Origin of the sequence: Microbacterium sp. 1262, from assembly GCF_040544895.1 — a bacterium.
GTDB classification, from domain to species: domain Bacteria; phylum Actinomycetota; class Actinomycetes; order Actinomycetales; family Microbacteriaceae; genus Microbacterium; species Microbacterium plantarum.
This window is the reverse complement of sequence record NZ_JBEPKU010000001.1, coordinates 399,813-411,968: the sequence shown is the minus strand read 5'-3', so window position 1 is coordinate 411,968 and position 12,156 is coordinate 399,813. Positions and strand designations below refer to the sequence as shown.

General features: G+C 67.8%; 14 protein-coding genes. All 14 read right to left on the bottom strand.

Translation table 11 applies throughout. The features are described from left to right. Positions 1 to 56: 56 nt before the first annotated feature. The 14 genes from ABIC53_RS01950 to ABIC53_RS01885 all read right to left on the bottom strand — a co-directional run bounded on the left by ABIC53_RS01950 (position 57) and on the right by ABIC53_RS01885 (position 12,133). Positions 57 to 1,040, bottom strand: a complete 984-nt coding sequence (locus ABIC53_RS01950; RefSeq protein WP_112617259.1) for an aldo/keto reductase — start codon at positions 1,038 to 1,040, stop codon at positions 57 to 59. An 84-nt stretch (positions 1,041 to 1,124) separates the two neighbouring features. Continuing rightward, entirely contained in the window at positions 1,125 to 1,856 is a 732-nt protein-coding gene (locus tag ABIC53_RS01945; RefSeq protein WP_112617260.1) for a large exoprotein, read from the bottom strand. Positions 1,857 to 1,969: 113 nt separating this feature from the next. Continuing rightward, on the bottom strand, positions 1,970 to 2,722 hold the full coding sequence (locus tag ABIC53_RS01940) for a YaaA family protein (protein WP_282501307.1): 753 nt from the start codon (positions 2,720 to 2,722) through the stop codon (positions 1,970 to 1,972). Between the two features lie 69 nt (positions 2,723 to 2,791). Beyond that, on the bottom strand, positions 2,792 to 3,049 hold the full coding sequence (locus tag ABIC53_RS01935; protein WP_023955192.1) for a F0F1 ATP synthase subunit epsilon: 258 nt from the start codon (positions 3,047 to 3,049) through the stop codon (positions 2,792 to 2,794). 1 nt (position 3,050) lies between these two features. Beyond that, positions 3,051 to 4,496: a F0F1 ATP synthase subunit beta gene (gene atpD, locus ABIC53_RS01930; RefSeq protein WP_274178793.1), complete on the bottom strand. Its 1,446-nt coding sequence runs from the start codon at positions 4,494 to 4,496 to the stop codon at positions 3,051 to 3,053. Positions 4,497 to 4,517: 21 nt separating this feature from the next. After that, positions 4,518 to 5,420 (bottom strand): F0F1 ATP synthase subunit gamma, encoded by a 903-nt coding sequence (locus ABIC53_RS01925; protein ID WP_112617262.1) that lies wholly within the window; start codon positions 5,418 to 5,420, stop codon positions 4,518 to 4,520. A 21-nt stretch (positions 5,421 to 5,441) separates the two neighbouring features. Continuing rightward, positions 5,442 to 7,082, bottom strand: coding sequence for a F0F1 ATP synthase subunit alpha (gene atpA, locus ABIC53_RS01920; RefSeq protein ID WP_274178794.1), 1,641 nt, complete (start codon positions 7,080 to 7,082; stop codon positions 5,442 to 5,444). 73 nt (positions 7,083 to 7,155) lie between these two features. Next, the gene (locus ABIC53_RS01915; RefSeq protein ID WP_354450120.1) at positions 7,156 to 7,944 is read right to left on the bottom strand and encodes a F0F1 ATP synthase subunit delta; all 789 of its coding nucleotides are present in this window, start codon (positions 7,942 to 7,944) and stop codon (positions 7,156 to 7,158) included. Next, on the bottom strand, positions 7,944 to 8,495 hold the full coding sequence (locus ABIC53_RS01910; protein ID WP_112617572.1) for a F0F1 ATP synthase subunit B: 552 nt from the start codon (positions 8,493 to 8,495) through the stop codon (positions 7,944 to 7,946). Before ABIC53_RS01910 ends, ABIC53_RS01915 begins: the two co-directional genes overlap by 1 nt. A 31-nt stretch (positions 8,496 to 8,526) precedes the next feature. After that, positions 8,527 to 8,766 carry a F0F1 ATP synthase subunit C gene (gene atpE / locus ABIC53_RS01905; RefSeq protein ID WP_091502856.1) on the bottom strand — a complete coding sequence of 80 codons (240 nt, stop codon included), beginning with the start codon at positions 8,764 to 8,766 and terminating at the stop codon, positions 8,527 to 8,529. Between the two features lie 43 nt (positions 8,767 to 8,809). Then, complete coding sequence (gene atpB, locus ABIC53_RS01900) at positions 8,810 to 9,586, bottom strand: F0F1 ATP synthase subunit A (protein WP_309300110.1); 777 nt, start codon at positions 9,584 to 9,586, stop codon at positions 8,810 to 8,812. Between the two features lie 182 nt (positions 9,587 to 9,768). Beyond that, the gene (locus tag ABIC53_RS01895; RefSeq protein ID WP_112617265.1) at positions 9,769 to 10,227 is read right to left on the bottom strand and encodes a Cg1360 family ATP-synthase-associated protein; all 459 of its coding nucleotides are present in this window, start codon (positions 10,225 to 10,227) and stop codon (positions 9,769 to 9,771) included. Beyond that, positions 10,224 to 11,375: an MraY family glycosyltransferase gene (locus ABIC53_RS01890; RefSeq protein WP_112617266.1), complete on the bottom strand. Its 1,152-nt coding sequence runs from the start codon at positions 11,373 to 11,375 to the stop codon at positions 10,224 to 10,226. Before ABIC53_RS01890 ends, ABIC53_RS01895 begins: the two co-directional genes overlap by 4 nt. Beyond that, positions 11,372 to 12,133 carry an L-threonylcarbamoyladenylate synthase gene (locus tag ABIC53_RS01885; protein WP_112617267.1) on the bottom strand — a complete coding sequence of 254 codons (762 nt, stop codon included), beginning with the start codon at positions 12,131 to 12,133 and terminating at the stop codon, positions 11,372 to 11,374. The genes ABIC53_RS01890 and ABIC53_RS01885 overlap by 4 nt, the downstream gene beginning before the upstream one ends. Positions 12,134 to 12,156: the final 23 nt, after the last annotated feature.

Sequence of the window (12,156 nt, the reverse complement as noted above, 5' to 3'; positions counted from 1 at the left end):
CGTCGACGGATGGGCGTGTCACACTCTAGTGGACGCACCCGCTGAGCGTGATTTCTTCACCCCGCGGCGGGGTCGGACGGCAGCGGGAAGAGCGCGTCGATCGCGGCCAGCTCGGCAGCATCGGGGTGCCACGCCGAGGCGGCTGCCGCATTCGAGTGAACCTGCTCGGGTGAGGTCGCGCCGGCGATCACGCTGCTCAGGGCCGGCTGCGCCAGGAGCCAGCCGAAGGTCGCCTGCACCATCGTGATGCCACGCTCGTCGCAGAAGGTCCGGTACGCCTCGATGGCGTCCCAGGGAGCGTTCTCCCACAGATGACGCCGTTCCCTCGCGACCCGCGAGTCGGCGGGGATGTGGTCGCGGGTGAACTTCCCGGTGAGCAAGCCGTTGTGCAGCGGGAAGTACGGGAGGAATCCCCTCCCGAAATGACGGACGGCCGGCAGGACCTCACGCTCGGCGGCGCGTGCGAGCAGGCTGTAGTGGTTCTGCGCGGAGACGAACGGCACATCACCGCGTGCACGCGCCACGGCCTCGGCCTCGGCGATCTGCCAACCCGCGAAGTTGGAGTGTCCGATGTAGCGGACCTTGCCCTCCCGTACGAGCTCCGACAGCGCGTCGAGCGTCTCTTCGATAGGCGTCTCGGGGTCGGGGGTGTGCAGCTGGTAGAGGTCGATCCAGTCGGTCTGCAGGCGCTCGAGCGAGGCCTCCACCGCGCGTCGGATGTAGGCGCGAGATCCTTTCGCGCCCGGCAGCCCGAGGTCCACGGCGCTGTGACCGAACTTCGTGGCGACCACGACGCGGTCGCGACGTCCCCGCAGGGCCTCACCCATCAGCGTCTCGGACAGACCGGGCTCGCCGCCGTAGATGTCGGCGGTGTCGAAGAAGGTGATGCCGGCGTCGAAAGCGGCGTCGAGCACCGCGACCGTGCCGTCGAGAGTCTGCGTGGGAGTTCCCCGCCGCCCGAAGTTGTTGCATCCCAGCCCGACGGCCGAGACGAGCAGGCCGGAGGTTCCGAGTCGGCGGGTGTGCACTGCGTCGTCCATCCCTCCACGCTAGACCCGAATCCGTGGGGTCGGCGCCCGCTACGGCGAGGAACCCCCGTCATACGACGAGGGTTCCTCGGGTGTTCACTGCCGCGGGGCGTCCGGCGCGGGGGGCTCGGTGGTCGGAGGCGTCACGGGCGGCTGTGCCGCCGGCGGCGGGTAGGCACCGGCCGGGGGCGCCGGCGGCGTGGCCGGCGGCGGGTACGAACCGGCCGGCGGCGCGGCGGGAGCGGAGGAAGATGCATAGCCGGCACCGGTGGAGCCGTACGCGCCCGGTGCGGGTGCCGCGCCGCCGTCGGGCTGGACCGGGATGCCCTGCCAGACCGTCGTGTCGCGCAGGAACGAGGTGCGCCACGGCGAGGGCTGCACGTGGGGATTCCACGGCGAGCTCGAGAACGCGGCGATACCGAGCCAGATCAGCCCGCCGATGCCGGGGATGATGTACAGCAGCACGAGCGGCCAGTCCTTGCCGAGCTTCTGACCGACGCGAACGCTGGCCAGAGCCAGCGCGACGATCGCGAGGTAGCTGAAGATGAATCCGATCGCCGGGATGTTGCTCAGCACCGCCGTCGCGACGAGCGCGCCCAGCATGACCCAGGGAGAGATGTCACCGAGCTTCGCGAAGACCATCTCGCGGTAGACCGGAACCCAGGCGCGCCATTTTCCCTGCACGCCGGCCTTCTCGAAGATCTTCATGTAGAAGAACGAGCTGATGATGTAGCCCGCGAGCACAATGATCAGGATGATGGGAAGAATCAGCAGGATGAGGGCGAGGAAAGCGCCCGCGCCCGCACCATCGTCGTAGTAACCCGACATGTACGACCTCCTCAGTCGCGACCCGGCACGAAGCGCTCGCGCCGTGGGTCGCCGCTCATGCTAGCGAAACACCGGACCCGGCGTGCGACCTCGACAGCACCGGGCATGGGGCATCAGACGACGAGCTCGAGCTCGGACGATCCAGCCGTCTCGCGCAGCACCCATCCGTGTGACGCGGCCCACGCGAGAAGGTCGTCTCGAGAGCTCACGGTCGCAGCCGAACGGGCGAGCGAACGCGTGAACTCGCCCTTCGCGTGCTTGTTGAAGTGGTTGAGGGCGCGCACTGTTCCATCGGCGCCGGCGGAGACCACGCGGACGAACGCGGAGGGCATCGCCGCGGGGACCGGAGCCAGGGCCACGTAGGCCTCCGAGCGCAGATCGAGCACGAACGGCGCCCCGGCCCCCATCAAGGCGGCCGAGCTCGCCGCAGCCCAATGCCGGCGGAGCGGCGGGATGCCCGGAAGCGCCGTGCCCGCCGCCAGCCGATACGCCGGGATGGGATCGAGCGCGGCGACGGGACCGAAGGGCGCCGACTGGATGAGCACATGCTCGCCGAGCCAGCCCCGCGCCCCGGCGTCGAGCGCGGCCGCATCGAGAGCATCGAAGAGGACGCCGGTGTACCGGTCGACGGCGGGCATCGTCGGAGAGGTCATGAGCGCGGAGTTCACCGCCACCTCGCCCAGCTGACGCGCGCTGAGCTTGAGCACCCGCGCCGCGGCGTCCGGATCCGCCGACAACGCGACGAGCGCGTCCACGGCCGCGCGGCGCTCGGGCGCCAGCTGCGGCAGGGCCAGGGCGTCGATGTCGAGCGGCGCACCGGTACCCCCGGCGCGTTTGGTCTCGGACGGCGGCAGCAGGAGCAGCATCCGGAAATCTCCCTTCAACGCGAGAGACCGCACCCCGGAGGGTGCGGTCTCTCGTAGACGCAGTGCGGGTCAGGCGAGCGCAGCGTTACCCGCCACGATGGTGAGCTCGTCGCCCTCCATCGACAGGAAGCCGTCCTGCGCATTGGCGACGATCTTCTCGCCGCCGGGCTGCGTGATACGCACCTGACCTTCGGCGAGGATCGCGAGCACCGGCTCGTGACCCGCCATGAAGCCGATCTCGCCCTCGACGGTCTTGGCCACGACGAGGGACGCCTCGCCCGACCAGACCTCCGCCTCGGCGGAGACGAGCGTGACCGTCAGAGCCATGTCAGCTGTTCTCCTTCTGGATCTTCGCCCACTTCTCTTCGACGTCGCCGATACCGCCGACGTTGAAGAAGGCCTGCTCGGCCACGTGGTCGAAGTCGCCCTTGACGATCGCGTCGAACGACTCGATGGTCTCCTTGATCGGGACCGTGGAGCCCTCGACACCGGTGAACTTCTTCGCCATGTAGGTGTTCTGCGAGAGGAACTGCTGGATGCGGCGTGCACGCGACACGACGATCTTGTCCTCTTCGGAGAGCTCGTCGACACCGAGGATCGCGATGATCTCCTGCAGCTCCTTGTTCTTCTGCAGGATCTGCTTCACGGCGGTGGCCACGCGGTAGTGGTCCTCACCGATGTAGCGCGGGTCGAGGATGCGGCTCGTCGAGCTCAGCGGGTCGACGGCCGGGTACAGACCCTTCGACGCGATCTCGCGCGAGAGCTCGGTCGTGGCGTCGAGGTGCGCGAAGGTCGTCGCCGGGGCCGGGTCGGTGTAGTCGTCGGCGGGGACGTAGATCGCCTGCAGCGAGGTGATCGAGTGACCGCGCGTCGAGGTGATGCGCTCCTGGAGCACACCCATCTCGTCGGCGAGGTTGGGCTGGTAGCCCACGGCCGAGGGCATACGGCCCAGCAGCGTCGAGACCTCGGAACCGGCCTGCGTGAAGCGGAAGATGTTGTCGATGAAGAGCAGCACGTCCTGCTTCTGCACGTCGCGGAAGTACTCCGCCATCGTCAGGGCCGACAGGGCGACGCGCAGACGCGTCCCCGGCGGCTCGTCCATCTGGCCGAAGACGAGGGCGGTCTTGTCGAAGACGCCCGCCTCCTCCATCTCGTGGATGAGGTCATTGCCCTCACGGGTGCGCTCACCGACACCGGCGAACACCGACACACCACCGTGGTCCTGCGCGACGCGCTGGATCATCTCCTGGATGAGGACGGTCTTGCCGACGCCGGCACCACCGAAGAGGCCGATCTTTCCACCCTGGACGTACGGGGTGAGGAGGTCGATGACCTTGATGCCCGTCTCGAACATCTGGGTCTTCGACTCGAGCTGGTCGAAGCTCGGCGCCTGGCGGTGGATGCCCCAGCGCTCGGTGACCTCGACGGTCTCGCCCTCGGCGGCGTTGAGAACGTCGCCCGTGACGTTGAAGACCTTGCCCTTGGTGACGTCGCCGACGGGGACCGTGATGGGGCCGCCGGTGTCGCGCACCTCCTGGCCGCGGACCATGCCGTCGGTCGGCTTCAGCGAGATGGCGCGAACGAGGTCGTCGCCGAGGTGCTGAGCGACCTCGAGGGTGATCTCGGTCGACTCGCCGCCGATCGTGATCGTGGTCTTCAGCGCGTTGTAGATGTCGGGGATCGAGTCGTGCGGGAACTCGATGTCGACGACGGGGCCGGTGACGCGCGCAACGCGGCCGACGACCGACGTGGCTTCGGCAGTGACGGTAGTCATGTCTGTCTCTTTCGGTTGGTCTTACTTGCCCGACGCCAGAGCGTCGGCGCCGCCGACGATCTCGGCGATCTGCTGAGTGATCTCGGCCTGGCGAGCGTTGTTGCGCAGGCGGGTGTAGTCGGTGATGAGCTTGTCGGCGTTGTCGCTCGCCGACTTCATCGCCTTCTGCGTCGCGGCGTGCTTAGCGGCGGACGACTGGAGAAGCGCGTTGAACACGCGGCTCTGGACGTACACCGGCAGCAGCGCGTCGAGCACCGTCTCGGGGTCGGGCTCGAACTCGTACAGCGGATAGACCGGAGCCTGGTCCGCCGTCGCCGCATCGGCCTCGACGACTTCGAGGGGCAGCAGACGGACTGATTCAGGCGTCTGCGTCATCATGCTGACGAAACGGTTGTACACGAGGTGGATCTCGTCGACGCCGCCGTCTTCGCCGCCCTGAGCGTAGGCGTCGAGGAGAGCCCCGGCGACCTGCTCGGCCGTGCTGAAGTGCGGCGTGTCGGTGTCACCCGTCCACTCGCCCGCAGCCCGCATCCGGCGGAACTGGAAGTACCCGACGGCTTTGCGACCGATGAGGTAGTAGTCCACTTCCTTGCCCTGCGACCGCAGCAGCTCGGCCAGCTCGAGACCCTCGCGGAGGATCTGCGAGTTGAACGCGCCGGCGAGGCCGCGGTCGGAGGCGAAGATGACGACCGCGGAACGACGGATCGTCTCGCGCTCGGTCGTCAGCGGGTGCTCGACGTCGGAGTGGGTCGCCACCGCGGAGACGGCGCGCGTCACAGCTCGCGCGAAGGGAGAGGATGCGCGGACGCGTCCCATCGCCTTCTGAATGCGCGAAGCCGCGATGAGCTCCATCGCCTTCGTGATCTTCTTGGTCGTCTGAGCAGAACTGATCTTCTGCTTGTAGACCCGGAGTTGTGCGCCCATAAGTGTGTGTCGTCCTCCGCGTCAGCCGCGGCGGCCCTTGACGATCTGCTCCTGGTTCACGTCGTCGGCCTCGGCGGCAGCGGTCTCCTCGTGGCCCGGCTTGTTGATGGCCTGGCCCTTTCCGCCCTGGAACTCGAGCACGAACTCGTCGACGACCTTCTCGAGCTCGGCGACGGTGTCATCGCCCAGCACGTTCGTCTCACGCAGCGTGTCGAGGATCGACGTGTTGCGCTTGAGGTAGTCGAGCAGCTCGCGCTCGAAGGTCAGGACGTCCTCGACCTCGATCGTGTCGAGCTTGCCGTTGGTGCCGGCCCAGATCGAGACGACCTGCTCCTCGACGGGGTACGGCGAGTACTGCGGCTGCTTGAGCAGCTCGGTCAGACGCGCACCGCGAGCCAGCTGACGACGCGACGCGGCGTCGAGGTCCGACGCGAACATCGCGAACGCCTCGAGCGAGCGGTACTGAGCGAGCTCGAGCTTCAGCGTTCCCGAGACCTTCTTGATCGACTTGACCTGAGCGTCACCGCCGACGCGCGACACCGAGATGCCCACGTCGACCGCCGGACGCTGGTTGGCGTTGAACAGGTCTGACTGCAGGAAGATCTGGCCGTCGGTGATCGAGATCACGTTGGTCGGGATGTACGCCGAGACGTCGTTGGCCTTGGTCTCGATGATGGGCAGACCCGTCATCGATCCGGCACCCAGGTCGTCGGAGAGCTTCGCGCAACGCTCGAGCAGACGCGAGTGCAGGTAGAAGACGTCACCGGGGTACGCCTCGCGGCCCGGCGGACGGCGCAGCAGCAGCGAGACCGCACGGTAGGCCTCGGCCTGCTTCGACAGGTCGTCGAAGATGATCAGGACGTGCTTGCCCTCGTACATCCAGTGCTGGCCGATGGCCGAGCCGGTGTACGGAGCGAGGTACTTGAAGCCGGCGGGGTCGGATGCGGGAGCCGCGACGATCGTCGTGTACTCCATGGCACCGGCGTCCTCGAGCGCGCCCTTCACCGAAGCGATGGTCGAGCCCTTCTGGCCGATCGCGACGTAGATGCAGCGGACCTGCTTGTTGACGTCGCCCGACTCCCAGTTGGCCTTCTGGTTGATGATCGTGTCGATCGCGATGGCCGTCTTGCCGGTCTGGCGGTCGCCGATGATCAGCTGACGCTGACCGCGGCCGACGGGGATCATGGCGTCGATGGCCTTGATGCCGGTCTGCATCGGCTCGTGGACCGACTTGCGCTGCATGACGCCGGGCGCCTGCAGTTCGAGTGCGCGACGGCCGGTCGTGGCGATCTCGCCGAGACCGTCGATCGGGTTGCCGAGCGGGTCGACGACACGGCCGAGGTAGCCCTCGCCGACTCCGACCGAGAGCACCTCACCGGTTCGCGTGACCTTCTGGCCCGCCTGGATACCGGCGAAGTCGCCGAGGACGACGACACCGATCTCGTGCTCGTCGAGGTTCTGCGCGAGGCCCTCGACGCCGTTCTCGAAGCGGACGAGCTCGTTCGCCATAACGCCGGGCAGACCCTCGACGTGGGCGATGCCGTCGGCCGCGTCGACGACGGTGCCGACCTCGGTCGCGGCGGCCCCGGTGGGCTCGTACGCGGCGACGAAGTCTTTCAGCGCGTCACGGATGACATCCGGGCTGATGGACAGTTCTGCCATGGTGTTCCTTCGGTCCTGAGTCTGAGGGTCCGGATGCATCCGGCCGGTGCGCCCCTGCGGGCGGTGAGGTGGGTCAGCCCGCCAGTCGCTGGCGGAGATCGGAGAGGCGAGAGGCGACGGTCGCGTCGATCACGTCGTCGCCGATCTCGATGCGCAGCCCCCCGACGACCGCGGGGTCGACGACGAGGTTGAGCGCGACGGGCGTGCCGTAGCGGTTCGAGAGGGTCTCGGCGAGGCGGGCGCGCTGCTGATCGCTGAGAGCGGTCGCCGTGCGAATGCTCGCGACGACGCGGCCGCGCTGGTCCGAGACGATGCGGATCGCCCGCTCGAGCAGCTGCCGCACACGGCGCTCACGCGGACGCTGCACGATCGACGAAGCGATCAGACGCGTTGCGGAACCGAAACGCCCGTCGAGAAGGCGCTCGATGAGAGCCCCCTTGGCCGAGGCCTCCCCCAGCCGGCTGCCGAGAGCGAGCTCGAGCTCGGGGCTCGCCGACACGGTGTGCAGCACACCGAACAGCTCGTTCTCGAGATCGCCCTGATCGGCGACGGCTGCGGCGCGGATCGCCAGTTCCTCGACGGCGTCGACGAAGTCGTCGACCGAGGACCAGCGCTGCGCGACGGCTGTGCGCAGCAGCGACACGGTCTGCGCCGCGAAGGCCGGACCGAACACGTCGCCGACGACCTTGTCGCGAGCCTGCGGCGAAGCCGCGTTGTCCGTCAGCGCGCCGCTCAGCTGCGGCGAGTCCGCCAGAGCCCGCGCCGCGACGAACAGCTCACCGGACACGTCGAGCGTGAGCCCGGGGGTCTCGGCGATGGCCGCCGTCGTCGCGACGAGTGCCTGAGTGGTCGCGCTGCCCATCAGTTCGACGCCTTCTCAGAAGCCTCGAGCTCGCTGAGGAAGCGGTCGACGACGGCCTGCGCCTTCTGGTCGTCGGACAGGGTCTCGCCGATGACGCCGCCGGCCAGGTCGAGAGCGAGCGTGCCGACCTCGCTGCGCAGCGAGACGACGGCAGCCTGGCGCTCGGCCTCGATCTGCGTGTGCGCGGCAGCGGTGAGACGCTCGGCCTCGGCCGATGCGTTCTGCTTCGCCTCGCTGACGATCTTGCGACCGTCCTCGCGAGCGGCGTCGCGGATCTCACCGGCCTCCTTGCGGGCCTCGGCCAGCTGAGCGGTGTACTCCTCGAGCGCTGCCTCCGCCTTGCGCTGCGCCTCGTCAGCCTTGGCGATGTTGCCCTCGATGGCCGCGCTGCGCGCGTCGAGCACCGTGGTGACACGGGGCAGCGCGTAGAAGACGACGACGAGAACGATGATGACGAAGCAGACGCCCGACCAGATGATGTCGTAGTAGGCGGGCAGCAGCGGGTTGCCGGAGCCCTCTTCGGCGGCGACGGTGAGCAGTGCGTCGACCATCATGCCTCCCTCTTGGTGAATGACGAGCGGATCAGAGCGCGTTGAAGATGAACGGCGTGGCGATGCCGATCAGCGCGAGGATCTCGATGAGGCCGATACCGATGAACATCGTCACCTGGAGGCGACCGGCGAGCTCGGGCTGACGGGCCGTCGACTCGATGGTCTTGCCGATCATGATGCCCAGGCCGATGGCCGGACCGATGGCGGCGAGGCCGTAGCCGACGGTTGCGATGTTTCCGGTGACGGCGGCAAGGATCGTCGTAGCGTCCACTGGATTTTTCCTTTCGTAGGGCGAGCAGCCGGGTGGCTGATCGTCAGTGCTCTTCGGCGACAGCGAGCTGGATGTAGACCGCGGTCAGGATGGTGAAGATGTATGCCTGCAGGGCGGCAACGAAGATCTCGAACAGGGTGAAGGCGAAACCCATCGCGAGGGTACCGGCCGACAGGATCGAGAACCAGTTGAAGCTCATCAGGAAGAACTGGGTGGCTGCGAAGAACAGCACGAGCATGAGGTGGCCGACCATCATGTTGGCGAGCAGTCGCAGGAACAGCGAGAAGGGCCGCGCGACGAAGATCGAGATGAGCTCGATCAGGGCGATCAGCGGCACGATCACGATCGGCACACCGCTCGGCACGAGCGAGTTCTTCAGGAAACGTCCGAGGCCGTGCTTCTTGAGGCCGGCGTAGACGAAGACGACGTATGCGACCAGCGCGAACATCAGCGGCGCGCCCGCGACCGCGGTGCCCGCGATGTTGAGGAACGGGATGATGCCCGTGAGGTTCAGGAAGAGGATCCCGAAGAACAGCGACGTCAGGATCGGAAGGAACCGCTTGCCGTCCTTCTCGCCCAGGACCTGATAGGCGACCTGCTCGCGCACGAAGCCGAAGCCCAGCTCGAGCACGCTCTGGAAGCGTCCCGGCACGACGGTCATGCGCCGTGCGCCGATCACGAGGATGAGCACCAGCACCGCGGTCGCGATCAACTGCACCATCGAGATCCGCGTGAACGCGAACGGAGTGCCTTCGAAGAGCAGGACCTCAGGGAAGAAGTCGCTGATGGAGGGCGGGTGGAATTCGTTGTCGGCCGCCATGGCGATCATTGCCGCTTGAGTCAACGGGTTGGCTCCAGCTTCTCGTGCCAGCGTGAACCAGCTCGGTAAGTATGAGAAGAGATCTCCACGGGGCCTCAGCGTCGCCGCTGCCCACCATCCGTGAAGTGCTGTGTCAGCCTATCAAACAACCGGGCACTGCCCGTCATCCGAATGCCTGGACGTCAGACTTCGGGGTTCGTCTCCGGCAGCGTCGTGTCCGATACGTGCGGCAGTCGCATCCGCGCCATCACGACGAGATCGACGGTGATCGCGCCGATCGCCGCAGCCACCAGGGCGAAGAAGAACATCGGCGACACGATCCACTCGATGCGGCTGATGACCAGGAGCGCCACGAGCACGAGGGCGAACTTGACCACCCAGCCGCCCATCACGATGCCGAAGTAGATCGGCAGGAACGTGTCCTGCCCGTACCACCGGTTGGCGATCAGGATGCTGAGCGCGGTGAGTGCGGGGAAGATGACTCCCACCGCCGCACCGATCACTCCGCTCCACGCACCCTCGGGTCCGGCGACGACCGCGCCCGCGACGGCGGCGACGACAGCGACGACGGCACCGACGATGAGGCCCCAGGTGAGCGCGGCACGCAGGATCGGCGTGCTCGAGAGGGTCTTCTGATTCATGAGTTCTCCACGGGTGAGGCATCCCGCGCGGACCGAGCGGGGATCAGGGTGACGACGAGGCACGCGGCGACGCCGAGGATGAGGAAGCCGAGGCCGAAGAGGTAGTCCCCCGGCCAGGCGGCGGTCGTGCCGATGTACATCAGCAGCACCGAGAGGCTGACGACCGTGGTCCAGGCGTAGAAGATCAGGACGGCGTCGCGGTCGCTGTGACCCATGTCGAGCATGCGGTGATGGAGATGCTTGCGGTCGGGCGAGAACGGCGACTTGCCCCGGGACATGCGGCGGATGACCGCCATCCCGAAGTCGAGCAGCGGCAGGAGGACCACGACGACCGGCAGCAGGATGGGGATGAACGCACCCAGCAGCTGCGAGCGGCCGAACACGTCGTTGTCACCCGTGGCCGGGACGAGGGTGCCCGTGACGAGGATGGCCGAGCAGCTCATGAGCAACCCGATCATGAGCGCTCCGGAGTCGCCCATGAACAGCTTCGCAGGGTTCCAGTTCAGCGGCAGGAAGCCCGCGCAGACCCCGAGCAGCACCACGGCGAGGAAGGAGGCGAGGTTCGCGTAGCTGCTCGCACCGAAGTCGCGACCGAGCAGGTAGGTGTAAGTGAAGAACACCCCGTTCGCGATCAGTGCCACGCCCGCCACGAGGCCGTCGAGACCGTCGATGAAGTTGACGGCGTTCATCACGACGACGATCGAGAAGACCGTGATCGTGAAGCTCGCGGCGCTCGAGACGACAGTCTGCCCGCCGAGCGGGATCGTGTACATCTGCACGCCCCCGAACCCGACCACGATCGCTGCGGCGCCGAACTGCGCGCCGAGCTTGATGAGCCAGTCGAGGTCCCACAGGTCGTCGGCGACGCCGACGACGACGATGAGGGCGGTCGCCGCCAGGATGGCCCAGATGGGCTCGGGTCTGGCCCAGAAGATCGAGAAGAAGGGAATCTGCGACGAAGTCAGGATGACGGCGGTGGCGCCGAGGAACATCCCGACGCCGCCGAGCCTCGGTGTCGGTGTCTTGTGGACGTCGCGCTCGCGGATCTCCGGATAGAGCTTGTAGCGCAGACTCACCCTCAGCACGAGCCAGGTCAGCCCGAAGGTGACGAGGGCCGTGACCACGAAGGTGGCCAGGTAGAGCCTCACGCGACGCTGCCGCCGGCGGTCTCTCCGCCGGTGACACCGGCCGAGCCCGACTCCATGGGCGTGCGATTCGCCGCCTCGGCATGCTCCGGCTCGACGTCGGGCTCGAGCAGGTCGCCGAGGACGTCGCGCAGAGCCTCACGTGTGACCGCCCCGTCACGCAGCACGCGCACCGGGGCGGGGTCGGGGCCGACGAGGGGCGTCGCGTCGATGATCGTCGATGCGACGCCGGTCGCCGCGGGGCCGCCGTCGAGATAGACCGACACGCTGTCGCCCAGCATCCGCACCGCGTCGTCGATCGTGACGGCGGCGTTCATCTTGGTGAGGTTCGCACTCGAGACGGCCAAGGGCCCGCACTCCTCCAGGAGCTCCAGGGCGAACCTGTCGGCGGGCATGCGCACGGCGACGGTCCCGCGGGTCTCCCCCAGATCCCACGACAGCGACGGCTGTGCCGGCAGGACGATCGTCAGGCCGCCCGGCCAGAAGGCCTCGACGAGCCGTTCGACGGGCTCGGGGACCTCGGCCACGAGCGCGCGCATCGTCGCGATGCCGGCGACGAGCACCGGGGGCGGCGACTGACGACCCCGTCCCTTCGCGGCGAGCAGCTTGGCGACGGCCGAGGCGCTGAAGGCGTCGGCGGCGACACCGTAGACGGTGTCGGTGGGCAGGACGATGAGATCGCCGCGACCGATGGCCTGGCGCGCCTGGCGCATGCCGGGGAGGACCTGGGTCTCGTCGCGGCAGTCGAAAACGGGAGACATGACCGCTCCAGTGTACGGCGGAC